Source organism: Mucilaginibacter sp. UYNi724 (assembly GCF_054057495.1).
Genome location: NZ_JBSRZI010000007.1, coordinates 218,837 through 243,648 on the forward strand (window position 1 = coordinate 218,837; position 24,812 = coordinate 243,648).

Sequence of the window (24,812 nt, forward strand, 5' to 3'; positions counted from 1 at the left end):
AAAGAGTAGAAATGAAAAATATTTTTGACAGTTTTATTATTGCCCCTATTTTACGCTGTTATGGGCAAACTCAGGTGCAGGTGATGACCACTGGGAGTAATCCCATCAATACAGCCAACCCCTATGCGGCCGACGTTGTGATCGGAAGTGACAAGGGCACACGTCATGATGCCAGTATGATGTGGTGGTCAAGTGGAAGTGCAGACCGCATATCGCTGACCAATGACACCTTTTATCTTTCCCAGTGGAATACGGTAAATCCAAACATCGCTTTGGGCGGCGCAGTAGGTTACTCCAGTTTTTTTCTGGGAAACCGTCAAAATAACTTTATTCAGTATCAAGCACACAGATTACCATTACCAAGGCCAATAAAACAATAACCACAAACCTTACACATGTTAGTTAATCATATTTATAACATTCGCATAATAAGGCTGCTGGTAGCTTTGTTTTTAATATTTGCCTCAATTAGCCTACGCGCCCAAACGCAGGTAACGTCACCGATGACGACAACACCTGCTGCGGGGGACTATTTCAGTTATACGGGAATAACATTAAGCCCAGAATTTAGCTTTACGGCAGGGGCCGGTCAAAGCTTCCGCGCATACATTGCCAACGCCGATTGTCAGCCGCTGGTTACCACTGCAAGCGCAAACCAAAACTATATCATGACCTCTGTGCCGAGACAACCGGGGATCAATCCATTAGCTACAGGTTTATCCACCTGCGATATGATGCGGACGGTACAATATTTTGACGGACTGGGCCGCCCGTTACAAACGGTTCAGGTACAAGGCTCGCCATTAGGAAAGGACATTGTACTGCCGGTAATTTATGACCAGTTTGGCAGGGAAGCGGTAAAATACCTGCCATATGCCTCTTCGGGTAATGATGGCAGTTATAAAGCGACAGCTGTTTCTGACCAGCTCAACTTTTACCACCCAACAGGTACAGCCTATACCACAACACAGTTGGCAGGAGGAATAGCCCATATCCCCACACCTTATGCCCAAACCGGTTTTGAGGCGTCCCCGTTAAACAGGGTGTTGGAGCAAGGTGCCGCCGGTGATGCCTGGCAGTTAACCGGAACGGTTAACCCAAGCGGGGTAAGCAGCGGCCACACCGTAAAAATAGATTATACTACCAATAACACCACCGCATTATCCACCCCCGCAACCAGTTATTATGCGGCGCTGTATACGATCAGCGCGATCAGTGCTACAGACCAAAAACGTACGCTTACCCTGGGCAACGGAACAACAAATGCATACAACGCCGGGGAACTACATGTAACAGTTAGTAAAGATGAGAACTGGACAAGCACAAACGGCAAAGCCGGTACAACGGAGGAGTACAAGGACAAAGAAGGGCGTGTAGTGCTTAAACGCACGTTTAACCTGCCATCCGGCTCATCTACCATAGAAGTACTATCTACCTACTATGTGTATGACGACCTTGGCAACCTGGCCTACGTGCTGCCGCCCAAAAGCAATGCCGACAATGCGCTGCCTACGCAAACTACGCTTGATGCACTTTGCTACCAGTACCGTTACGATGAGCGCAACCGGCTGACGCAGAAAAGGCTTCCGGGGAAGGGCTGGGAGTTTATAGTATATAACGCTTTGGATCAGGTGGTAGCCACGCAGGATGCCAACCAGCGTAACAAAATAGCACCTGAATGGGTGGTAAACCATTATGACGCGATGGGCAGGGTGGTAGTAACAGGTATTTATAATTATGGCACTACAGGGGCAGATGTACGGGCTACCGTACAGGGACAGGCAACCGCTAATACCACGCTATGGGAAACACCTACGGGCACACCTCTTAATTACGGTTATACCACGGCAAGCTTCCCAACGGCTATAAATACTATACTGACGGTGAACTACTACGATAATTACACATTTGCAGGCACGAACCCGTATGCATACGCTGCAGGCAGCAGCATGACCACGGGCCTGCCTACCGGCAGCCTTACCAATGTGCTGGGGACAACTAATATGCTGTGGAGTGTAACCTACTATGATGATAAAGGGCGAAGCATCGAAACCTTTAAGCAGCATTACCTGCGTGGAGGAACAGCCAGTTTGTCAAACTATGATGAAACGACGGTTCCTGCTAACGGTTATAACTTCAACAATCAGCTGACGGCGAGCACCCGCAAACATTATACCACTGCCTCAACGACCACTCCGCAGCTAACGATAGTAAACACGTACGATTACGACCATATGGGCCGAAAGGTTAACACCTTTGAGAAGATCAACACGGGGGCTAACATCTTACTAGCCAGGAACGACTATAACGAGATCGGGCAGTTAATGACCAAACACCTGCACGGTGCAACAGGTGCGGCACCTTTCCTGCAGGATATTGACTACGCTTACAACGAGCGTGGCTGGCTGAGTAAGATCAACGATCCGGCTAAAGCCCCTGCAACAAACAAATTATTCGCAGAACAGCTGAATTATAACACACCGCAGTACGGGTCAGTGGCGCAGTATAACGGTAATATAGCAGAGCAGGCGTACCAGGTTTATAACTCACCGACCATCGGCACCCAAACGGTTAAGTACGTATATGACCAGCTCAACCGGCTGACTGACGGTACCAGCAGCACCGGCTACAGCGAAACAGGCATCGGTTATGACCTTTCAGGTAATATCCAAACATTGACAAGGGCAACGGCCCCTAATGCAGCGAGCCTGGGGTACACCTATAGCGGCAACCAGCTGACAACGGTAAACAATAGCGGGGCCGCCTTCCGCAGCTACGGGTATGACCCGAACGGCAACGCGACGAGCGACGGACAGGGCAATGCGATCACCTACAATATGTTTAACCTTCCACAGGCGGTAACATCCAAAGGCCTGGCGTATACCTACGATGCCGGTGGCAATAAGCTCAGAAAGGTAAGCGCAACAATAGTAACCGAATATATCGGCGGCATACAATATGCAGGTACAGTTATCGACTTTATACAGACAGAAGAAGGCAGGGCGATCAATTCGGCAGGCAGTTACAAGTACGAATACACAATTACTGACCACCTGGGCAACAGCCGGGTAACGTTTGACCAGACAAGTCCCAAAGTAGGCGAGGACGATTATTATCCTTTCGGGTTGAATGTTCACCGGGGACCTTTTGTCAGCCCTAAAAATAATTACCTTTACAATAAAAAGGAGCTACAGGAAGAGTTAAGCCAATATGATTATGGTGCGCGCTTTTATGATCCGGTGATAGGAAGGATGAACTCTATTGATCCTCATGCAAGTAGTTATGTTTCATGGTCGCCTTACAGCTATGTGGCCGATAATCCTATTACTTCTATTGATCCTGATGGTAGAGACCTTATCGTTTTAAGTGCACCTGACCATGTTTATGGCTTAGGACACGCTGCCGTACTAATAGGAAATGATAAGACAGGATATAACTATTACTCTAAAAATGGAACTACTGAGGGTGGAGGAGCTTCAGGCGCATCGAATAAAGGCCCTGTATCTGGACGTCATTATGCTTCATTAAAAGAGTTTGAGGCAAGTGCCGATAATAAAAAAGACGGCCCATATAAAACTGCCTATGACATTAAAACAGATGAAGCAACTGATAAAAAGATGGAAGCGGCAGCAGCCGCTTCTGTAAAAGCCGACTATGATGTTTTGTTAAAAAGCTGCATTGATGTGGCCTCTGATGCCTTAAAAGCAGCGCAAAAAGATCCCGGCACGACAAATTTGCCATGGTGGTTGTTTCCTACTGCTCAGGATAAAGCAGAGTTAACCCCCGTACCGAACACCAGGTTCAAAAATATAATGCAAAACAATCCTGGGGGCATCTTTATAGTTTTGCCACAACCTAAAAAAGAAAGGACGGGAACTGTTACGGTTGATCCCGCAGAAATTACGCACACTGTTATACCGGACAAAAAACCTTAAATATGAAATTGCAAAAGACAACGCTAATCGGATTATTAATACTGATATTATTGCTAAGTGTTATTGCTGCTCACTTTTTACCACCGGTGGGGCTGCTGTCAACTCCAGTTATAATATCACTAATGACCGGACTAATTATATTTACAGATAATGATTTCAGCATATTTGTAAAATCACTTTTTGCTTATTTGTTTATAGGGCTGAATGATATTGGCTTTAAACTTTTTGCTGGGGGCATACATGATACAGAGGGGTTGGGCTGGGTCCACCTACTACTATTTGTCGGATTAGTGCCCTGTTTTATCATGTTGGTTATAGGTGCTCTTCGAGATACAAAATCTACCAATTGGGTTAAAATAATCAGTATCCTGATATTCCTATTGCTGGTTTATATTCACTTTCAAGTGTTTAAAACATTAGGAGTTCAAGCGAGTTAGTTTGCTCAATAAGTGCTATTACAGAGCCTGGCCGAGTGCCGGGCTTTGTTGTTTAAAGCGCGTAAGTCTTACGAGCTTTAGCATCCCTAAGCAAGCCATCGAGCGCATATAGAATGCTATCCCTGTCAGGTTCGGCAAGTGAGTTTAATTCGTTAAGGCGTTTAAGCATAGCCGGGTCTTTCAATACGTTCAAATCATCGTTTTCTCCCAATAAATGCCCTACAGTAGTATCAAGTAGTTTGGCCATGTTACGGGCTACCTCAATAGATGGCTTTGTTTCATCCCGCTCATATTTGCCAATGACTGTATAAGAAGTATGCATCAACTTGGCAAGGTCTTGCTGCGAAAGACCTTTGGCATCCCTGCATTCCCTTAATCTTTTACCAAATGTATCCATATTGTTATTTACAGCAGTTTTTACCTATACATACAAATATACGCAACTAAAGACTACTATAAAATCCCGTCAATGGTGCTAAAACACTTCAAACGATTATCTTAGGCATATCACGCGGGCTGCTCGGCTCAAAGTTGAGGATGCGCAGCCATTGGCTAAAGCCTGCCTGCAGGCGGATATAGAGCGGATTATATAGGCAGGAGCATTTGAAAAAGTACCTGGAATACCTGCACGAGCGGCCAAGCAAAACCGCCGCCGGTGCGATCAGCCTGAACTATATCCGCAAGCACTTACAGGTGATCCGCAAGTTCAGCCGCTACCTGACGGAGAGCGGGCAGGAAAGCTTTACGGTTAAACAGCGTATCAAAGGCAAAAGTTCCAACGTGAAGTGTATCCTTAGCCTTGCCGAGATCAGCAGTTTATACGAAGCCGTAAAAGATGATACGTTAGGCTTGCGGGATAAAGCGATACTGGCTTTGTATTACGGTTGCGGCCTGCGTAAAAACGAGGGTGCCAATATCAATGTTAAAGACATCCTGTTAGATAAAGAACTGGTTTACGTGCGCAAAGGCAAGGGCTACAAAGAGCGTTACGTGCCGCTGGCAGGTACGGCCAAAGCCGATTTGGAGAACTATATCCTTTATGGCCGCCCGCTTTTAGCCACGGATAAAAAAGAGGATGCTTTATTATTAAGCGTTAACGGCACACGGTTAAGCGGCCACATGGCTTATGAGCGGCTGCAAAAGTTAAAAGCTGTTGCCAAAATAAAAAAGCCCGCAGGCTTGCATACGCTACGCCACAGCATTGCCAGCCATTTGCTGCATTCAGGCATGGCCATAGAGCAGATCCAACGCTTTTTAGGGCATAGCAGCATGGAAAGTACGCAGATCTACACCCACTTAAAGCATGAACAAATATAAGTTCGCCCCCGCTATACTGGCAGCTTTGGAACCTTTTAAAGCTTATTTGCAGCAGGAACATTATGGCAAAGGCTATATCCGTCAGCATAAAAACTATGCGGGCATATTCCTGGAATGGATAGAGAAAGAAAGCCTTGCAGCCGAACAAGTTACCCATGCAGATGTATTGGAGTTTGCCGATCAGCTTAAACAAAACGGCGACAGCATCCGGCTGATCAACCGGGTGATGCTTGCCGTAAGGTATTACTTCAACTACCTGCAACAGGCGGGACAGGCAGCTTATAACCCCGCAGCCGGTATTATCCTCAAAGGCACGATCAGGCACATTCCGCATGACCTGTTAACGCCAGCCGAACTGGAAACGCTTTACGAAAGTTACCCTGTAAAAGATGAACGAACCCACCGTAATAAGGTAATTATTGGCTTGTTAGTTTACCAGGCATTGACGCGGGATGAACTGGAAACCCTGCGCCCTGAACATCTGAAATTGAGGGAGGGAAAAATACATATCCCGTCCACCGGCAAGCTGAACAGTCGGGAACTTGGTTTGCAACCTCACCAGATCTTAGACTTGCAGGAATATATATTGGTGGTTCGGCCTAAGATACTGGCTGACCGTATGGCCAAACGTTCCGGCAGGAAGCCGGACAAGTACAAAGCGGTGAAAGATATACACCGGCTTTTTGTTACCATGAACGGACAGGAAACGCTAAAAGCCAGCCTGTTGCACCTTAATTACGCTTTGCGAAAGATCAACCCGAAGTATAAACACGGGATGCCGATCAGGCAAAGTGTAATAACGGAATGGCTGAAAGAAAAGAACCTGCGGACGGTGCAATACATGGCAGGCCACCGCTATATCAGCAGCACCGAGCGCTATAAAACCAATAACCTCGAAGACCTGAAAGATGCGCTTAATAAGCATCATCCGCTAACCCTTTCCTGATCATCAGGGGTTCAGGTGAGCTTCTGTTAAGCAACCAAAAGCGGGAGAAGGCAGGGCTGTCAAGGGAACGTGGAATAAATGGACTTGTGCGTGAATGGCCCAGCGGGTTTATGCCGCGAAAGTCCCTTTACTGCCCTGGCTTCGGAGACTACCTTTGCTGTAACAGATGATCAACCAACACACGGCCTTGCAAATGAAAAACTAACGCTTATCTTTAACCTAACGAACGTTCTTTATGGCACCGAAAAAGTGCAAAACGGAAAACAGCCAAAAACGTAAAACTTTATGGTAGCCAATACGATTACGGCGCAAGGTTCTATGATCCGGTGATTGGGAGGTGGACAAGTGTAGACCCGCTGGCAGAGAAGATGCGTAGATGGTCGCCGTATAATTACGGCTTCAATAATCCAATGCGGTTTATTGATCCTGACGGAATGGGGCCAGATGATCCTTGGTACATAGCTTGGCCAAAAGCAGCAGCAGGTTGGGTAACTAGTACTATTTCAGATACATACAATAACGTAAAGGAATATGCTCAGAATGAAATTGACCACATGATGAATCGGGGAGGTAGGTATGATGACGCCATCAGATCAGGCGGTAATCCAAATGATGTTAATACTGAGTATCAAGAACGTAAAGCAGTTGCAACTGTAAAATTAGCAGGAACAGCAGTAGATTGGGTGGGGATTAGTGTCATGGGTGCAGAGGCGTCAATCGCGGGTATGTTAGAGAAATCTTCAACAAAATTAATTCGTGGTATAGATTTCAAAAGTTTATCAAAAGATGAGGTTAAATCAATAGCTTCAGCATCTAAAAACATTTCAGAACATCAACTTAAATTAAACGAATATATATAAAATCCGATGAAAGGTGACAATGCAAATGTTCTTAAAGGTGCTAAAGACGATGCAACAAGAGTGAAAATTTATCAAGGCAGAATCAAGAAACTTGAGAAAGAGATAACGAAGTTTCAAGATAACATAAGAAAAATAATTGAGCCTGTAACTAATAAGCCATAATATGACCACAGTAAATATTGATGATCTTCAAAAAGCCATATCTCTGTTGCTGATGAAGCTAAAGGAAAGAAAAGGTATGACTATTGAGTTGAAAAACGATTATTATTGGGATATTGATTCTAATGAATTATATAATCTATATGAGCAACCGAAAGATTTTGCGCTCGGACAATTAAGTTTTGACTGGGAGCATATAGAAAAAGCAAGCCCCGATGAGTTAATTCCTTATGATTTCGAAAAAGTGTCATGTATTTTAAAGGCTTTGAGTAATGAATACCCAATAGCGTTTTAAACATAAGCCTGAAGTTGCATAGGGTAACAACATCTTATAAATTGTTACCAAAAATCTTTTGATAAATGGTAAACTATAAACGAGAAAGCCCCTGTTAAGGGGCTTTTGTTATTTAATGGGCGTACGCCTTACCTGTTTTGGCGTCCCTGATAATGGCAGCTTTCTTTCGTTCAGACGACATGGCGTTACCGTTAGTGCTTGTATTAATAGCCGGATTTGTAATGGTGCTCTTCCTTCAAGGTGTAGGCAAATACCTTCTTGTGCATCCTAAAAGCTTTGCAGTAATTTTTATACTGTCCGCAATTGGTTTATTCTTTAGCAGCAGACGCCAATTCAAAGGACTCTTGAACATAACGTATGCGTTGTCTTTGTTTTTACTACCGCTATTATTAATAACAGTAACGGTCATAGCAACCGCAGTTGATAACAAGGGTGAATTGAATTTATCTGTCTATTCGTCGGTAATGCAAAATCGGAACCTGTTGATTAATTCGCTAATTATCCTCTTGGTATTTTATCCTTGGTATGCAATGACGAGCTTGTACAGATTTTCAATTTTACCGGATAAATAAGCCGGTATTCAAGAACTTTCGGAATGACCGTATAGCAGAAGATTTAGCATAAACTTCGTGCATGCGTATATAACCCATTCACAATAACATTTGTCATTGAGGATGTTATAATAGCAGTCTTGCAATTATCGCCATGAGATGGCTTTAATTATAATATCGAAAAGCCAAATTATATTATAAATCGCGTTTAGATTGTGATTATCAACCCTGTCGGAATATCAAATTGATGTCTAATTTGCATAAATTTGATTACCTGAAAGTTTCCCCAACTTAGTTGGCAGCAATAGTAGTGCTTAGGAAAAAAGAATTTCGGCGGCAAACACTTTAGCAATAAACATCCGCATACAGCAAGTCTACGTTATACAAACTTTACGACTTCTTTGTGATTGTGTACAAAATAGGTATCTAAAGCTGTAATGATACCCTGCAAATTTAAACCATATGATTAGGCTTGAATCTAATTGGGTTTCGCTTATATGAACGCAGGGAGTACGTACCAGTTAATATCACACAGTTCTTATCTAAGTCAGATCATTAGCCCAACAGGAAGCAAGATTACATTTAAATACAAAGACAAGTCACAAGTTCCCAAGACGTTGTCTCAGCAAGGCCTTTCCCAAATATGGGCTGTTGACGATTCACCTAACAAACTAAAAAGTGGTGGACAGATTACACCGTCCGCCTTAATGGAAAATGTGTATATAGATCAAATTGACTTTGCTAATGGGTATGCGAAATTTATTTATAGTACTAGAGAAGATATAAACGGTTATAAATTAGATGCTATTAAAGTATATAAAATAGGACACGACAATCCTTTTAAAACCTTGACCTTTAACTATGAGTATTTTGCTTACACTAACAGTTATGGGGACTATATTACAGATATCCAACAAATGGACGTGGATGTAAGCCTCCTTAACGGCCCCCCCGAGGAATATAGAAAGAAAAGACTAAAACTATTGTCGGTTCAGGATAGTGATAATCCGCCATATCGGTTTACTTATGATGCCACACCCTTGCCGCATAAAACCTCTTGTGCACAGGATGTATGGGGCTATTTTAATGGGAAAAATAATAAGTCCTTAATTCCGAACTATAACTTATTAGGATATCTTGACAAACAAGTGCCTATTGAATAAAGAAAGGTTCATAATCAAGTCTATTGATAAAAAACTCAGGATAGTTACTGTAAAACGCCGTGGTAAAGGACTGTTTACTGACTAACTTATGAGTAAGATAAGTGTCGTAGACGGTGTATAGAGTTAAAAAAATGAGCATTTTTGATAACGCTATATAAGACTTCAAGTATTTTGATAGTAGAACTAATACAATAATTACGATAAAGTTTATAAGTTGCATTTAAAGCTTGAGGGCAATCAAACTTAAAGTGTATTAGTTAAGGTGCGGAGTTTAGCCCATTCCCAACTAAAAGAGACTTACGCATTAGACAATGCGGCCAGATGAAAACGGAATAACGTTCCCTTTAAGCGAATTTGATCAGCTCGGCATGAATTTTAGGTCTGGTCAAAAGAGGCATTCTTAATATAAAGTTTCAATTAGATTATTATGTTGTCTATCTCTGTGTTATACCAGTACCGAGAATCTATGGATAAAGTTGGGGATCGTTTATTATTCCTAAAGGCCTTCAGCATGCATAATTATTTGGTGGATGCACAGTCCAAACATAAAACCTACGCACTACAACTTTAATTAAATAACGATTTTTCGAATTTTATTTGCCGTACAACCTTTTATTCATCTATTGCAAATTATTGCTCATCTGGAACAACGGTAAATACAAAGCGATCAGGATTACCGCAACGATCGCCCCAAGAAAAATGATGATCAAAGGTTGCATGGCGTTACTTAACGTGGAGGTTTTGTACTCTACTTCCGTGATATACTGGTCGGCTACCCAGCCAAAAAAGTGGTCGAGTTTATTGGTTTCTTCGCCTACTTTGATTAACTGGATCATTTTAGGCGGATAGATCCGAAAACCTTTTAGGCTTTCATGAAGGGATGCGCCATGCAAAACGCTTTCTTCTACCTGCTCCAACGAAACCTGGATGGGATAATATCCGATCATCTGCCGGCAAAGTGCTATCGCGCGTAACAGGGGTAGTTTTGCATTGATCAGCAGCCGCATCGAATTCGCAAAGCGTGCGAGGTAAACCTTTTGAACCAGATTGCCCACCAGCGGCAGCTTTAGCAGCATTCTTGAAGATAATTTACGAAAAGTCAGGGTGTTTTTAACTCTATAATACATGGTGAATAGGATAGCCAGAATTATCAGGAAAGGTAAGAAGCCGGTTTGAACAGCTTCAGAAAATGCAATAATCCTTTGGGTGATCCAAGGCAGTTCCCCGCCGAAGCGTTTAAAAATATCTCCGAACATCGGCACCACAAAATGGATCATAAACAGCAGCAACCCCATCGATGCACTTAATACGATGACCGGGTAGGTTAGGGAAGAAATGATTGTACGCCGCTGTTTGATTTTGTTCTTAAAAAAAGCCGCCAGATCAAGAAGTACCTCGGTTAATTTGCCTGTTTCCTCGCCGATCTGTAAACTGTAAATTTCGTAAAGCGAAAATTTTCCGGTCTTACCTAAAGCATCCGAAAATGCCGCACCCTCCAGTACAGCGCTCCGGACCGTCTCAAATAACAACTTATCCTTTTCCTTACGTTGATCCGCGGTGACCAGTTCAATCGCGCTGCTAAAGTCGATGCCTGCCATCAATAACGAACCAAGCTCCAGGTAAAGAAATTCTTTTTTCTGGTCCGGCAGACCATTTCCTCCCAATGTGATTTCCCTATTGAAAAAAGCACTGATCCGGTTGCCCATGTCCTGCTCATTTGATCTGGCCGGCTTCTTTTTCTCGTATCCGCTGAGGTCTATTAATGGCATATTAATTATTAAAGAGTTCTTCCGAACTGTAAAATTTACGATAGCTAAATGGTATGGTGTCTTTACGGAGTAACAATTGAAAAAAAAGCCGGTCAACCAAGCTGTCCGCGGACGAGGTCGTCAAAAGCTTATTCTCGAACGTCATTTCTAAATTCTGGATTTCCACATGGAAAGTGTCCGAACGGGCGCTTCTGCGTAGCATGTAGTCATTCCGGAATTCATAGAAGATTGAATCCTGCCCGTATATCACCAAGCCGTCAGGTCTTGTGCAAACACGGCGACTGCGCGCAAAGTCCCGTTGCAGCGTTTTGCTCAGTTGGATGATAATGCTTGTCTCTCCGTTCTTTTTTTCAAAAGCCAGGTAAGATCGGTACACGATCACATAAGCGGTAAAAGCAAGACCGATAAGCAGGGCTGATACCATCATAGTGATCACCATCTCCAGGATGGTAAACGCGGCTAATTTAACGTTACTCCGCATGATCCTTGATAATCTGATGTAATTCTGCCAGTTTTCTTCCTTTACGGTCAACCGCAATCAGGTTTACCTGAACTAAACCGGTATGACCGGCTAAGGGAAGAATTACCTGCCTAACCTCTATATCCCCTGAATTAAAAGTTAAATCATCACACCTTGTCGAGGCTACTGTCTTTTCCATCTGCTCTTTCAATAAAGCTGCTGCACGAATTTGGGTAACCGACACGGAACCTTTTAGCACATTGGCTAATATGACCATGGCCGTACTAAAGACCACCACTATAATCACCATGGCCACTACGGTCTCCAAGATGCTGGAGGCTATCAGTTTAGTGTTCAAAATTAATTGTTTTCCAGCCATTGCAATACTTTTTGCTCCGGTCCGCTTGCTGGTAGCACCGGGCTGGTTAAGTAATCTTTCGATAAATCCGTCGAACGGACACTCAGGTTAATCAGGTAATTTTCATAAGTGCTATACGCACTTTGATAAAGAAATCTTTTAGTGCTTAGACTGCCTTTTACTTGGACACTGTCCTGTAACAGTAAATTTCCCGGAGAGTAAACCTCCCCGCGCAACAAAACCTTTTTATTAAGGGCAATCATCGGCTTAAGTTCGTTATCCTGCTGCTCAAAAACAAACACCAATCCGTTCATTTCAGAACCGGAGCCAATCCGGATCAACGCATGACTGTTTTCCTTGGATTGCTGAAACCGAACGAGGCCCAAAACGGATGGGTACATAAAGTGGCAGTTCATGCCTGTCGAAATCGAGTCCCTTGCAAAAAATTGCCCGTTCCCTGAAAAGCCGGGGCGAAAGATCATCGCCGGAGCATCAATTATGATGTTTTTACAGTGAAAAGAGCTGTCAATGACCAAGGTAGTATCTGAGTGTATATGAACGTTGCCCGTAAGATTGAGGTTGGACAATGTAAATGCTTTTTTGCCTAGGTTGATGACCAGCGTTTTTTGTAGATACGACCTAAAGATTCTCTTTTTAACAAATACATCAAGAGTCCCGGCCTCTGCTGCCAATTGTGCATGCAAGTGGTCAAGTAGGGTGATCTTTAGTGGCGGTAACTTCTTTTCGCTGTCGTAAATATGGCCGTTGACAAACTTACGGTCACCGGTATAAGCCCTATTATCTACGAATGCTGCCCGGATACCGGATTTAGGCAAAAAAGCATTGCCGGCAATTTCTGTTTGACCGCTCACAGAAAGCGGGCGGTCCTCATCTGCCAGGTGAACCGACGACCATTTAGTAGAATCCAGCTGGTTGGCAATCATCAGGACTTTATAAAGAGTGTCTTTTTGGATGATGGCTTTAGCGATGCCAACGGTAAAAATGCCCCAGGTCTTTTTCTCCAGCAGTACCGAATCGTTGCCAAGTCCAAAAAGGTCCATTCTTCGTCCGGTGTAAACGCTGTCCCCCCCGGTAAGCAAAAGATTAATACCGGAATTCAGATTGTTTTCCAAACGCTCACTCCTGGTTTCAATCTGTGCCTGCATACGGAAAAAATAGGCTGCCGTGATCATAGTCACACAAAAAATGGCAATAACCAGTGCCATGATTACCACAATATACAACGCTGACGCCGCCATCTTTTTGTAAAAAAACAACCGAGGGATCATAGCGCTTTTGAATCTGCCTTTTTCTTCCTGCGGAACAGGTTGAGTTTTTTCCACAAAGACACTGGTTGCGTGATTATCCCATTTTTATAATAACTGGTTACGACGGAATCCCTGGTGACATACCGTTTAAAGTGCCCGTTCAATAAGCCTTTATAATAGCTGCCTGAACTTAAGATTACACCAGTGCTGTCAAAAGTTTGAAATGGTCCGTTTTGGATCCCCTTCTGCCAGATAGTAACCTCGGTCAGCAAGCCGGATAAATTCCATTTTTTCCAAATCCCATCTTGCAGGCCTTTGCTGAATGCCCCTTCTTCCATCAAATTTTTGTTCGAATAATAGGACCTGTACAAACCATTCAGCAATTTTCCGCTGTAGCCACCTTGCGTATGCAGGATCCTTCCACCGCTGTACCAAAAGTAGATCCTACCCGGTACCGCGTTAGGTAGACTGCCGAGAGGGATGGTTTCAAACAGCAGCGTTCGATCTTCCTCATTTAGGCGCACCCGGTTAATCCCATAATCAGGAATATGCTGTGCCGCTGCCAAAGTGCAGCTGAACATAAAAGCTAAAAATAAAGTTCTTCTCATATGATGACTAGCTTCGCTTGATAAAATGGACCTTGTTTTTGTAAATAATTTTAATGGAATCCCCCATGTTGCGTACCATCTTGATGCCTTCTGCACGCTCACCGTCTGCCACCATGGTGCTTTTGCCATTGATGCTCAACACCGAAATCGTTTTTTTCGATGAAGGGTTGTTGATAAATCCCGAATATTTAATATTGCTCAGATCCTCGGTCACCTTAAGTAAATTCCTGGTCTCAGGCATTAATGATCTTACAGGTTTCCTGGAGGTGTCCTTTACTGTTTTCACCGACCCAACATGAAATGGATCCCGGTAATTTAACGCAAGATGTGCGGTGTCCTTCATTACTGCATAATCATTGAATGGTGGATTTTTGCCGGTCAACTTAACTTGTGGAAGATCCGGCTCATCTTCATTTAGTCCGCTGATGATTCCTTTTATACTATTTGCCCATATGCCAACTACTACAATTCCCAAGACAATATTGATAATTACTTTCTTACTCATCACTGCTGGATAATGAAGTGCCTGACTAAGCTTTTTAGGCCTTCGTTCCCTGCGGCGTCGATTGCGGCGACCTGCCAGTATACCTTTTCATTAGCTGTTCCTGACTTAAAACCGTAACTTAAAGTATTGGTTAACGTGAGCGGGAAGTTCTCATCGTAGTTGGATGCGGAGTCAGACTTCAGTGCATAAACTTTATATTTAACTGCACCCTTCACGGCCGTCCACTGCAGTGTTACCGGTCTGCTTACTGTGCTTCCGCTAAGGGGTGCCGACAGAGTCACTGTTTCAGGTGGCGTATGATCGTAAACAACCTGGTTGACCTGGGACCACCTGGCTTGAGCAGTATCGTTTTCTGCACGGACCCGCCATTGAAAAGTTTGGTCTTTTGAAAAAGTATAAACGATCTGTTGCCCTGGTAAACTAACGTCGTAAAGAATGGCACCCTCATTAACAAAATTATTGGTGTCTAACTGAAAATGATATTTTGTTGCCCCAAAAAGGCTGCCCCATACAAAGGTTGCAGCGGAGATGTTGGTAACCGTGATATTGGCCGGCGAAACCAGCTGTACGGCCTGTTGTTTAATGGACGACTGCAAAACGCCAAAGCTAATCGGCGCACTGAATTCTGTTTGCGAACTGCCGTTTAATCCTCGGACCCGCCATTGGTAATCTCCAGGATCAAGGTTAATAGAAAATGAATTCTTTGCAACAACCGTATCGAGGAGCAAATTGCCCGGCGCGTCAAAGTCGGGGGTCACCACCTGTAATTGATAAAAACCAGCATCCTCCACTTCGTCCCACCAAAAGTTAAGCGTGTATTTGGGACTTTGATAGTTCGAAGCTGGCGAGCGTGGCCGGATAACACGCTTATTTAAAGACGGCTCAATGAAATCTTTACAGGAACTGAGCCCTAAAAAAGAAAAACAAAACAGTGTGAATAAAAGGCGTTGGGTGACATTTTTCATGCAGCACTAAAGTAATGTTTATCTGTTAAAGTCCAGCCAATAAATCAAACGTACTCAATAAAAGCGGTTAATATGAGGTATTATAATTAATGCCATCATTATTGAATGCCTGAATATGTTTTATAATTTCTAAATCGATTTGTGAGTTTCGCGGTTGAGAGTGACTTGTGTTGTGTGCTTTTTTATCCAATATCTAATATTTCTTGCAACAAGACTATTTAACACTTAGTTTAGTCAAACTAAATTTATCCCAATGGCCACAGTTGATAGTAGAGTGCTTAACGGCATTATTTTTTTTAATATAGAACTCCTAAAACAGTGCTCTGCATTATGTTTTCTAAATTTAGTCTGTATGCCAGGAGCCCAAGCATTTAATATATATAAAACCACCTAATCAACCTCACATGAAAATAATACTTTCCATCCTAATTGTTTGTTTATCATTCATAGCCAATGCCCAGTGGACAACGTCCGGCTCTACGACTTCAACAACGAATACTGTGGGCATTGGGACCGCAAATCCTGTAGGAAAATTGGATGTTAACGGCTCTCTGGCCTTGAATGGCAGGATCGTCAGTGAAATAAAGTCTTTTCCGGTAACTACTGACGGTGCGGTTGTTATTGCTAGCGGCAGCAGGATTAAAGGTACATACACCGTTTCGTTTGAAGCCCCTAACCGGATTCAGACGGTTAACTTATTGGTTAATGCTACGCAGTACGACGCTGCCAGTTCTTTATCAGTACTAAGTGACGTTTCTTATGGTAATTCAATTGTGATGTCTAGTTTTAGACTGGCTTTTAGTTCAGATATGACCATAGTATATCTTTTGTGTAACGTAGCGAATAGGAATGCAGGGAACGAGATAATTGCTAGCTTTTCAGGTACCGGAGCATTCCCTCCTAACTGGGGTGGTGTGTTACCTTCAAACCCGTCTTACCAGGGCGTATATCCGATCGGCATAACTAATGGTAACGTAGGTATTGGTACCCTCAATCCCAACGGGTACCGGCTTGCTGTGAACGGTAGCCTTCATGCAAAACAGGTTAATGTTGATTTAAACAACTGGGCAGATCATGTTTTTAAGAAAGATTACAAACTGACAGATCTCAAGGAGATTGAACAATATGTTGACAAGTACCACCATTTACCTGAAATTCCGTCAGAAAAGGAAATGATCAATAATGGACTTAACGTAGGGGAGATGAATAAGTTGCTGCTTCAGAAGATTGAGGAACTGACGTTGTATATGATAGCAGCTGATAAAGCGTTAAAGGCTGAACGTGCGGCGGGAAGGAAACTTGTGGTTCGTGTAAAGGCATTGGAGCTTAAAAAAAAGACAGCTAACCCCGCAAGATGAAAAGGAATAACTTTCCTTCTACGTGAATCTGATCAGATCGGCAAAAGTTTTTAAAGCTATTCACGAGAAGTATACGTAAATATAAGTTTCGTTGAGTACACTATATTCTACCTCTAGTTATGATAGTACAAGAAATCCGTAGAAATACCGTTGAGTATCCTTAATTAAGTTTAAAGCCCTTTAACATGCATTGGTGTGTTTAATTATTAGTAGTTCGAGTAATAACATTTACTTCGATTCTTTGTTTAATACCGCAATGATATCTATTTATCATAATATCGATAGTTACGCTCAAAAGACTTATCCCGTTACAAACTTATGAGATTTCACTCCGGCCTTTTTTTGCCTGGCGGGCGTGCAATATTCTTACGGTCATGTAAAACTATCCGGCGATATTATTTATAATTCAACACCGGCAATGTAGGCATTGGTTCGACTCCACCGGCTGCCCGGCTAACTGTTAGGGGAACCACATTGTTCGCGACCCCTCATATACGAATATTGAACCAATTGGTGGAATGGGGATCTAAATTTTCTAAGTAATAGCGGTCAATGGTAATTGTGTATGTTATGGAGATGTTGACCACCTGATTCCGTGCCAAACTGACCAGGCAATTAGCTGACGTGGGGCGTGCAGCAAACGCTATAAAAGCGTGTACAAAAATAGTTATCTTAAAGGTATTTTCATTAGTAGCTGGTTTCCGGTCCAACGTTACGTTTGCTTCTCATGGATTCTCCCTTTAGTTCGATGCGGTGCGCATCATGAACAATCCGGTCCAGGATCGCATCAGCAACCGTTTTTTCACCGATCACTTCAAACCATTTGCTTACCGGTAGTTGCGAGGTAATAATCAGCGAGGTCTTGCCATGCCTGTCCTCAATCAGTTCCATTAGTGCAGCCCTGCTTTGTGCATCAAAAGGCTGGATACCGAAGTCATCCAGGATGAGCAGCTGTGTCCTTTCCAGTTTAGCGAGTTCTTTGATATAGGAGCCGTCTGCCTTAGCCATTTTCAGTTTAGCGAATAGCTTAGGCGTACTGGCATAAAACACCCTGTAGCCCAGCATACAGGCCTGATAGCCGATGGCAGAAGCCACATAGCTTTTACCGATACCTGTGCTGCCGGTAACCAGTATGTTTTCATTGCGGTCAATGAAGGTGCAGTCTGCCAGGCGCATGATCTGGTTCCGGTCGATGCTTCGGTCGGCATGGTAATGAACGTCCTCTACAGAGGCTTTATAGCTGAACTTGGCATATTGTATCGTTCGTTCGATACGCCTGTTTTGCCGGTCGTTCCACTCTGCATCTACCAGGTGGGCCAGCAGCTCATCCGCTGTGTAATCATTCGTTTTACCCGTTTCCATGCTGCTTTTGAAGGCATGGAGCATACCGAAGAACTTCATCTTCCGCAGTTTGTCTAGTGTACTTGTGTTCATGTTATTTGTTGTTTAATGGTTATTTGTAATAGTCTTTTCCCCGGATATTATCATGGTTAGGCATCGGGAGCTCGTCGGCAAGCAAGCTTTCCTCATAGCCGTCCATCTTGTTCTCCAGGATGGTTTGTATCGTTTTATAGTTATGGATACCGTAGCTGAGCGCACGCTGGCAGGCCATCGTTAAGCGCTCATTCCCGGCTTTCTTGGCGAAGCCAAGCACACCCAGGCAGGACTTGTAGGCCTGCTCCGGGTGTTGCTTCCTGTCCAGTATCTTAAGGAGATAAAATGAAAATTTTAAAAGAATGGAGCGAGTATCATTGACTGTTAAACAGTCTGGAGTAACTGTGATATAGCCGAAAAATCAAAACCTTTCACACTTCCTAAAAGAGGCTATGCTTGAGTGCAGCGTAGAGCAGAAGCAATCTACCAACAGCACCTATAAAGTGAAGCTAAAGCCATTGTAAATTAAACAGAAATTTCGTATTTTTATTTAAGCCAAAGAAAAGCTAAAAAAACGTTAACAATACTTTAACAGAAAAAAGAAAGGCAGCCACGATCTAACGTAACTGCCTGATTCTAAGGTAGCCCCAGCAGGACTATTATTGAACCGTTTGTTGACCGATTTCCAAATTTTTGCTGCGATATAATTATGGTTCGAATCCATTCAGGAAATTCATCAAACGCTTACCTAACTGGATTATTTTCGAACCAATTGGTGATAGATTTGAAGCAGCTGAATCAAATATTGTGTTAAATTCACTTAGTTTGAGTACCAACGTGGTTCGCACAGCTTGAGAAAAACTTACGGTACTATTCCGAACCACTTTCTGCAAAGTTTGAAGGAATAGCAGTTATTTAAGTAAATCCAGCACAATCGCAGAATTTCGAAATTCTCGTTAAGGGGAATGGTAAACACTATATTGTTTATGCAGTATTCCTTTGAGTTACGTGGCTCTAACCTCATCAAACCATCACGCCAAGCTTCGTTAAGCATCAATAAGCTTTTTCAAAGCATATTAACACTTAACCGTCGCGGCCGGCTTGTCATGCGTTTTGATTTTCGGAGAGTCGCCACTACATATTCGCTCTTGCTATCCTTTTAAACGCATCGCTGTAACGACGCTAAAGCTTTGTTTTCGCTCTACATATAAAAGTCTATTCGCTCATATTGTTAGGCTCGCCTGCGCCATCGCTCGGGCTGCTCAACTGTCACAGCATTTGAAAGGCAACAGCGCAGGCCAACAACTCAAATGCACCGCCAGTTTTTTGTGAGCATACTGAGCAGTCGTACTGCGTACTTCCTCTGCTCAGACCCTCGCTCAACTCGCAGGACGACTCGCCGTATACTTACTCACTTGATCACATGATGATTGCTATAGTTAATGATTATATTTAAAATTGTTTTATCAAATATTTATTTATTTTTATGAAGTCTGGAAGAGCGTTATTTAACGGACATTATACTAAACCTTACACTTCATGAAAAAGACGATCTGCCTGATGGCATTGTTTGGACTTGCTAACTATGCATCCGCCCAAAATTCAAATCCCTGGCCTACTACAGGTAATGTTGGGATAGGCACAATAAGTCCCGCGAGTCCTTTAGAAGTTTATAAACAGTTTCCAAGCGGGTCAAGTGGCACAGGACTGAAAGTTACCGCTAACGGCTCCGGCAGCAGCAACGGAACTACAATCTATGGTGCGCAGATCGTTGCCGCTACCGCACCGGCATCAGGTTCTACTCAAACTATTTATGGTTTAGATGTTAGTGCTTCTGGTTTAGGAACAGGGCCTTCGCCTGTTATTGGCATTAATAGTAATACTATTTTATCCCGCTTATCTGGATCCACAACCACATCTTATTTTGGTGGACGGTTCATTATTACTGGGGAAACAGGGGCTTCCACCGCGAGCAACATATCCAGTTATGGTTTATATGGAGAGGTTGCCAATACGACTGCTGGCGGCGAGATATCTAACTCTTACGGTGTTTATGGAAAAGCAACAACAGTTAACACAGCCACAGCCTATGGCGGATATTTTACGGCTTCAGGTGGCGCGACAAATTATGCCGTATATTCTGCTGCCGGAACGAATTATTTTAATGATGTTGTAGGCATTGGAACAACGACCCTTCCTATCGGTTACAAACTGGCGGTTAATGGTAACGTCATTGCAACTTCAGTAACAGTCAAGGTATATAATCAATGGCCGGATTATGTTTTCCACAAAAGCTATAACCTACCACCACTTACCGAGGTTAAGGAATACATTGATAAGAACCATCATTTACCGGAGATGCCGTCTGCTGCACAAGTAGAAAAGGATGGACTGAATCTGGGTGAAACGAATAAATTACTTACCAAAAAGGTGGAAGAACTTACCTTATATCTGATTGAGCAGAACAAGAGAATAGAAAAGTTGGAAGCTGCTGAGAAAAAAAAGAAGCGTTTATAATAGCATTTTCCTATAAAACTATAATTAATATGTAAAGCATAATCATGAATATAAAAACTTTTTGCCTTTCCTTAACATTAGTACTGTATCTAATTGGTGTCGCTTCAGCCCAAACAATTCAGCGCGATCCGAATAGTTACGCCTGACCGACGGAACAAGCAGTAGCGGCTTTAGCGAAACAGGCATCAGTTATGACTTGATGGGCAATATTAATTCCCTAAACCGTACAGCACCCAATGCCGCTACATTGGCTTATACCTATAGTGGTAACCAGTTAACCACGGTCACCAAAGGAGGCGCAGCTTTTCGCAGTTACGGTTATGATAATAATGGTAATGCTACCAGCGACGGGCAGGGCAATGCCTTTACCTATAATATGCTGAACCTGCCGCATGAAGTACCGGGCAAGAACATGAGCTATGTTTACGATGCAGGGGGCACCAAACTGCGGAAAATAAGCAATGGAACGATCACAGAATATGTGGCAGGCATCCATTACACGGGAACAGCGATAGACTTTATCCAGACAGAAGAAGGCAGGGCGATCAGAAGCGGGAATAACTACAACTATGAATACACACTGACCGACCACCTTGGCAATAACCGGGTAACCTTTGACCAGACAAGCGGCAAGGTAAGCGAAGATGATTATTATCCGTTCGGACTGAATGCCCATGTAGGCCCTGTTGTAAGTCCTCAAAATAAGTATCTTTACAATAAGAAAGAGCTGCAGGAAGAACTGACCCAATACGATTATGGCGCACGGCTCTATGACCCTGTAATAGGGAGATTTACTACGGTTGACGCATTGGCCGAGCATCCAGAGCAAATTTATCTGTCACCTTATGCTTATGTTGGAAATAATCCTATCAGTAGGACTGATCCTGACGGAAATTGTTTTCCTTGTTTAATTTTTCCAGAAATTGTAGAAGGCTTAGCTATAATTGGTGAAGCCTTAGGAATTTCAACAGCAGTAACGGCGAATGTCACAGCCCTTACTACTGGAGCAATTATACTTAATAATTTAGAAAGTGGCCGATCTGTAAATAGTTCAAGTTTAGTTGTACGTCGTGATGCTACTTTTGTAAATACGCCGGTTAGAATAAAACCACCTGTTATTGTTCAAGCAAGACCACAAGCTTTACCAGGGAGCAGGCCTGGTAAAGTCTTTACGCCGAGAGAGAAGCAAAAAGTTAAAGAAAAGAACAAAGAAGAAAATGGAGGTAATACGGTTTGTCAAGGTTGCGGAGTAAACACAACAAAACCACAAAAATCGCAAAAAGGAGTTACGCTGCCTACCACTGATACTCATGTTGATCATATAGATCCAAAATCTAATGGGGGTAGCGGCACTGCTGAAAATGGACAAGTAGTATGTGGGGGATGTAATATCGAAAAAAGCAACAAAGTACCTACACCCAAACCTCAAGGACAATAATAGTTTATGGGAAAAATAATATTTGAATACAATGATGCTGATGATCAATATGCTTTAGAAAGTGCTTGGGCTGTAAAAACGTCAGATGGCTATAAATTAGACAATATCTTGTTTTATACATTAGGGTACGCATTAGGAGATGTTGTAAGTGTTGATGAACGGAATGGAGAATTATATGTTACAGGGCTAATTGAAGAATCAGGTCACAGTACTATAAGAATATTATTCAATAATAGAGATGATGTTCAATCTACCAGAAATAAACTAAAAGAAATGGGCTGTGATTCAGAGCTTAGTAATATATCAATCTTAATATCTGTCGATGTTCCTTCGGAAATAGATTACAAGATTATAAAACAATACCTCTACCAAGGAGAATTGAACGGGGTTTGGAATTATGAAGAGTCTTGTTTGGCTCATGACGCTTAAATATCGAAGCCCTTTAACCGGGGCTTTGTTGTTTAATGCGCATATGCTTTTTTAGCTTTAAAATCCCGAATAAGTGCATCTACGACCATAAGGACCTGCTTTCTATCTTCATCAGGTAGTGCGGTAACTTCACGAATGCGGTTAAGTGTGGAACTGTCCAATTCCATATCAGTTTTACCAACAAGAAAATCCAAAGAAACTTCCAGGGCATCGGCCATACGTATAACCACCTCGATAGAGGGTTTAACTTCGTCGCGTTCTTACCTGCCGATAATATCGCCTGATGTTTCCACACGCTTGCCCAAATCAGCCTGGGAAATCCCTTTTTTCTTACGTAATGCGGTTATCTGTTGCCCTAAAGTCATACTGAAAAGTAGTTAAACTGCTATCAAATTCAAAAGTAAAACAAAAATAAGTGATATAAATAGCAGAAAGGAAGACAGCACCCTGGCGGGGCTGTTAATATGATGGTTTACACAACGGGTAATAACAAGCTTGATCCCCCCACACATGGAGGCCTTTTGTTTAATTGGGGGCTATCTCCCAAAGCCCCCAAACCCCCGTTGGATCGTTTACGTACCGGATGCAAGCCGCACAGATCCACCCACTACCCATGCTTACATCCAGCCCGAAAACGTCTCCCTTTTTTACGCTCGATAAATTGCTTTTTCCAAAATAGCAAGATGTACATTTGTGCCACAAACAGATCTTGCAGCCAGGCCGAGAAAATGCGTTTTGGCATTTAGCAAGATAAACGATTGTATGACAATCGATCTTGCCCCATTGCTCCGAAGTCGCCGGGGGAACCCCAGGAAAGACCTTTGCAACCACCGGGCGCAAAGGCAGGTTTACCACGAGCCGTAAGGCATCGTGGTAGTTTTTGTGGACACAAAAACACAAACTTGCTCCTTATAGGCTAAAATTGAAGCCCGTATATCTACATATCTAAAATAAGAGCATAGGGGTTCAGGTGATCTTCTGTTAAGCAACCAAAAGCGGGAGAAGTGGAAGCTGTCAAGGGAACGTGGAATAAATGGGCGGTACGTGAAAGGCCCAGTGGGTTTATGCCGCGAAAGTCCCTTAACTGCTTTCACTTCGGAGGCTACCTTTGCGGTAACAGATGGTCAGCTTAACCATACCATCCACCACCAACCCCACCAAAAAAACCAACGCACCCACGGCCTTGCAAAAGCAAAACTAACACTTATCTTTACCCTAACAAACGTTCTTTATAGCACCCAAAAAGTGCAAACCGAAAACCAGGAAAACGGTGAAATAAATGCGGTGACCAATACGATTATGGCGCGAGGTTCTACGACCCGGTTATCGCAAGATGGACCAGTATCGACCCCTTAGCAGAAAAAACACGTAGGTTTTCCAGTTACGTTTATGGATTAAATAACCCCTTAAGATTTATTGATCCTGATGGTATGTTTTCGACCGATGTGACAAAGATGACAATGGAACTTACACGGTTGTTGCGGCAACGGCTGATGGCGATAAAAACGTATATGTCCAAAATAGTAAGGGCAAAAGAACCGGAGAGATTATTGCAAAGACCGTAACAGACCGATCCTACATTAGTGATAATGGGCAAACGGTTAAAGGTGCAATCATCAAGTTGTGGAGTCACCGGGGCGAAAGCTTTCTAAACGGTTTAATTTGACAAAAAAAGGTAGTATAAATTTGCCTGGATACATGGCAAACGCGACTGGAGGACAAGTGCTTGATTTTAAAACAAACAATATCAAAAATAGACCTGTCGGACAAACGTTGGAACAATATATGTATCGTGGCATGCCGGTAGATGATATTCCTGGATTAGGGAATAAAAACGGAATACCTACGATTGCCAGTGCAAGAGACATTGGCAATATTGGCGCAGGATTCGAGGCAGCGTACCATGGACTAAACTGGGCTCAAACAAGAATAGGCTTTGATGCATTACAAAGCATACAAGACCGCGGTCTTTCCCTGGAAGGTGAAACTTCGCAATCTGCGCAAAGAATGGGATTTAGAATGGGTGCTGCAGCTTACGAAGCTGCACATCCCTGGATGAGTGTAGGAACTTTGGAAAAGCCATTTCCAGCACATTAAATC

27 protein-coding genes and 1 pseudogene are annotated in these 24,812 nt (G+C 43.0%); 17 read left to right on the forward strand and 11 right to left on the reverse strand.

Features of this window, described 5'->3' with window-relative positions:
* Window positions 1–11 precede the first annotated feature (11 nt).
* Genes ACVW0P_RS12580 through ACVW0P_RS12590 form a run of 3 tightly spaced genes read left to right on the forward strand, consistent with a single transcriptional unit; the run spans window position 12 to window position 4,372 of the window.
* Window positions 12–380, forward strand: coding sequence for a hypothetical protein (locus ACVW0P_RS12580; protein ID WP_457132403.1), 369 nt, complete (start codon window positions 12–14; stop codon window positions 378–380).
* Between the two features lie 15 nt (window positions 381–395).
* A complete protein-coding gene (locus ACVW0P_RS12585; RefSeq protein ID WP_457132404.1) occupies window positions 396–3,935 on the forward strand; it encodes a DUF6443 domain-containing protein in 3,540 nt (1,179 codons plus the stop codon).
* Between the two features lie 2 nt (window positions 3,936–3,937).
* Window positions 3,938–4,372, forward strand: coding sequence for a hypothetical protein (locus tag ACVW0P_RS12590; RefSeq protein WP_457132405.1), 435 nt, complete (start codon window positions 3,938–3,940; stop codon window positions 4,370–4,372).
* A 52-nt stretch (window positions 4,373–4,424) separates the two neighbouring features.
* On the opposite strand, the gene ACVW0P_RS12595 is transcribed toward ACVW0P_RS12590, so the two are convergent.
* Window positions 4,425–4,769, reverse strand: coding sequence for a helix-turn-helix domain-containing protein (locus ACVW0P_RS12595; RefSeq protein WP_370999449.1), 345 nt, complete (start codon window positions 4,767–4,769; stop codon window positions 4,425–4,427).
* A gap of 206 nt (window positions 4,770–4,975) precedes the next feature.
* Here ACVW0P_RS12595 and ACVW0P_RS12600 point away from each other — a divergent pair, with 206 nt between their 5' ends.
* The 7 genes and pseudogenes from ACVW0P_RS12600 (at window position 4,976) to ACVW0P_RS12630 (ending at window position 9,663) form a co-directional block, all read left to right on the forward strand.
* Complete coding sequence (locus tag ACVW0P_RS12600) at window positions 4,976–5,689, forward strand: tyrosine-type recombinase/integrase (protein WP_457132406.1); 714 nt, start codon at window positions 4,976–4,978, stop codon at window positions 5,687–5,689.
* Window positions 5,676–6,635, forward strand: coding sequence for a tyrosine-type recombinase/integrase (locus ACVW0P_RS12605; protein ID WP_457132407.1), 960 nt, complete (start codon window positions 5,676–5,678; stop codon window positions 6,633–6,635). Before ACVW0P_RS12600 ends, ACVW0P_RS12605 begins: the two co-directional genes overlap by 14 nt.
* Before the next feature lie 326 nt (window positions 6,636–6,961).
* A pseudogene (locus tag ACVW0P_RS12610) lies at window positions 6,962–7,012 on the forward strand (hypothetical protein); the annotation flags it as partial.
* A 33-nt stretch (window positions 7,013–7,045) separates the two neighbouring features.
* Window positions 7,046–7,495: a hypothetical protein gene (locus ACVW0P_RS12615; RefSeq protein WP_457132458.1), complete on the forward strand. Its 450-nt coding sequence runs from the start codon at window positions 7,046–7,048 to the stop codon at window positions 7,493–7,495.
* Between the two features lie 6 nt (window positions 7,496–7,501).
* Window positions 7,502–7,657: a hypothetical protein gene (locus ACVW0P_RS12620; protein WP_457132408.1), complete on the forward strand. Its 156-nt coding sequence runs from the start codon at window positions 7,502–7,504 to the stop codon at window positions 7,655–7,657.
* Window position 7,658: 1 nt separating this feature from the next.
* Window positions 7,659–7,949: a hypothetical protein gene (locus tag ACVW0P_RS12625; protein ID WP_457132409.1), complete on the forward strand. Its 291-nt coding sequence runs from the start codon at window positions 7,659–7,661 to the stop codon at window positions 7,947–7,949.
* Between the two features lie 1,048 nt (window positions 7,950–8,997).
* Window positions 8,998–9,663 (forward strand): hypothetical protein, encoded by a 666-nt coding sequence (locus ACVW0P_RS12630; protein ID WP_457132410.1) that lies wholly within the window; start codon window positions 8,998–9,000, stop codon window positions 9,661–9,663.
* Between the two features lie 620 nt (window positions 9,664–10,283).
* Here the strand turns inward: ACVW0P_RS12630 and ACVW0P_RS12635 are convergent.
* From ACVW0P_RS12635 to ACVW0P_RS12665, 7 genes are read right to left on the reverse strand one after another with little or no spacing between them, the layout of a single operon-like run.
* Window positions 10,284–11,432, reverse strand: coding sequence for a type II secretion system F family protein (locus tag ACVW0P_RS12635; protein WP_457132411.1), 1,149 nt, complete (start codon window positions 11,430–11,432; stop codon window positions 10,284–10,286).
* Between the two features lies 1 nt (window position 11,433).
* Window positions 11,434–11,913 carry a PulJ/GspJ family protein gene (locus ACVW0P_RS12640; protein WP_457132412.1) on the reverse strand — a complete coding sequence of 160 codons (480 nt, stop codon included), beginning with the start codon at window positions 11,911–11,913 and terminating at the stop codon, window positions 11,434–11,436.
* Entirely contained in the window at window positions 11,903–12,271 is a 369-nt protein-coding gene (locus ACVW0P_RS12645) for a hypothetical protein (protein ID WP_457132413.1), read from the reverse strand. The genes ACVW0P_RS12640 and ACVW0P_RS12645 overlap by 11 nt, the downstream gene beginning before the upstream one ends.
* Window positions 12,253–13,593, reverse strand: coding sequence for a hypothetical protein (locus tag ACVW0P_RS12650; protein ID WP_457132414.1), 1,341 nt, complete (start codon window positions 13,591–13,593; stop codon window positions 12,253–12,255). Before ACVW0P_RS12650 ends, ACVW0P_RS12645 begins: the two co-directional genes overlap by 19 nt.
* Window positions 13,536–14,126, reverse strand: coding sequence for a toxin-antitoxin system YwqK family antitoxin (locus ACVW0P_RS12655; protein ID WP_457132415.1), 591 nt, complete (start codon window positions 14,124–14,126; stop codon window positions 13,536–13,538). The genes ACVW0P_RS12650 and ACVW0P_RS12655 overlap by 58 nt, the downstream gene beginning before the upstream one ends.
* Before the next feature lie 7 nt (window positions 14,127–14,133).
* The gene (locus ACVW0P_RS12660) at window positions 14,134–14,631 is read right to left on the reverse strand and encodes a hypothetical protein (RefSeq protein ID WP_457132416.1); all 498 of its coding nucleotides are present in this window, start codon (window positions 14,629–14,631) and stop codon (window positions 14,134–14,136) included.
* Window positions 14,631–15,596, reverse strand: a complete 966-nt coding sequence (locus tag ACVW0P_RS12665) for a hypothetical protein (protein ID WP_457132417.1) — start codon at window positions 15,594–15,596, stop codon at window positions 14,631–14,633. Before ACVW0P_RS12665 ends, ACVW0P_RS12660 begins: the two co-directional genes overlap by 1 nt.
* Before the next feature lie 404 nt (window positions 15,597–16,000).
* On the opposite strand from ACVW0P_RS12665, the gene ACVW0P_RS12670 reads away from it, so the two are divergent.
* Window positions 16,001–16,954, forward strand: a complete 954-nt coding sequence (locus ACVW0P_RS12670; protein WP_457132418.1) for a hypothetical protein — start codon at window positions 16,001–16,003, stop codon at window positions 16,952–16,954.
* Window positions 16,955–17,641: 687 nt separating this feature from the next.
* Here ACVW0P_RS12670 and istB read toward each other — a convergent pair.
* Both istB and ACVW0P_RS12680 read right to left on the reverse strand, forming a co-directional pair.
* Window positions 17,642–18,388 carry an IS21-like element helper ATPase IstB gene (gene istB / locus ACVW0P_RS12675; RefSeq protein WP_457132419.1) on the reverse strand — a complete coding sequence of 249 codons (747 nt, stop codon included), beginning with the start codon at window positions 18,386–18,388 and terminating at the stop codon, window positions 17,642–17,644.
* Window positions 18,389–18,407: 19 nt separating this feature from the next.
* Window positions 18,408–18,608: a hypothetical protein gene (locus ACVW0P_RS12680; protein ID WP_457132420.1), complete on the reverse strand. Its 201-nt coding sequence runs from the start codon at window positions 18,606–18,608 to the stop codon at window positions 18,408–18,410.
* Between the two features lie 1,259 nt (window positions 18,609–19,867).
* Here ACVW0P_RS12680 and ACVW0P_RS12685 point away from each other — a divergent pair.
* The 3 genes from ACVW0P_RS12685 to ACVW0P_RS12695 all read left to right on the forward strand — a co-directional run bounded on the left by ACVW0P_RS12685 (window position 19,868) and on the right by ACVW0P_RS12695 (window position 22,712).
* Window positions 19,868–20,845: a hypothetical protein gene (locus tag ACVW0P_RS12685; RefSeq protein WP_457132421.1), complete on the forward strand. Its 978-nt coding sequence runs from the start codon at window positions 19,868–19,870 to the stop codon at window positions 20,843–20,845.
* Window positions 20,846–21,044: 199 nt separating this feature from the next.
* Window positions 21,045–22,283, forward strand: coding sequence for an RHS repeat-associated core domain-containing protein (locus ACVW0P_RS12690; protein ID WP_457132422.1), 1,239 nt, complete (start codon window positions 21,045–21,047; stop codon window positions 22,281–22,283).
* A gap of 6 nt (window positions 22,284–22,289) precedes the next feature.
* On the forward strand, window positions 22,290–22,712 hold the full coding sequence (locus ACVW0P_RS12695) for a DUF4265 domain-containing protein (RefSeq protein ID WP_457132423.1): 423 nt from the start codon (window positions 22,290–22,292) through the stop codon (window positions 22,710–22,712).
* A 32-nt stretch (window positions 22,713–22,744) separates the two neighbouring features.
* Here the strand turns inward: ACVW0P_RS12695 and ACVW0P_RS12700 are convergent, their stop codons facing one another.
* Window positions 22,745–22,930: a hypothetical protein gene (locus ACVW0P_RS12700; RefSeq protein WP_457132424.1), complete on the reverse strand. Its 186-nt coding sequence runs from the start codon at window positions 22,928–22,930 to the stop codon at window positions 22,745–22,747.
* A gap of 826 nt (window positions 22,931–23,756) precedes the next feature.
* Between ACVW0P_RS12700 and ACVW0P_RS12705 the strand changes: the two genes are divergently transcribed.
* From ACVW0P_RS12705 to ACVW0P_RS12715, 3 genes are all read left to right on the forward strand, one after another.
* A complete protein-coding gene (locus tag ACVW0P_RS12705; protein ID WP_457132425.1) occupies window positions 23,757–24,068 on the forward strand; it encodes a hypothetical protein in 312 nt (103 codons plus the stop codon).
* The gene (locus tag ACVW0P_RS12710) at window positions 24,056–24,277 is read left to right on the forward strand and encodes a hypothetical protein (RefSeq protein ID WP_457132457.1); all 222 of its coding nucleotides are present in this window, start codon (window positions 24,056–24,058) and stop codon (window positions 24,275–24,277) included. The genes ACVW0P_RS12705 and ACVW0P_RS12710 overlap by 13 nt, the downstream gene beginning before the upstream one ends.
* Before the next feature lie 133 nt (window positions 24,278–24,410).
* Entirely contained in the window at window positions 24,411–24,809 is a 399-nt protein-coding gene (locus ACVW0P_RS12715) for a hypothetical protein (RefSeq protein WP_457132426.1), read from the forward strand.
* Window positions 24,810–24,812 lie beyond the last annotated feature (3 nt).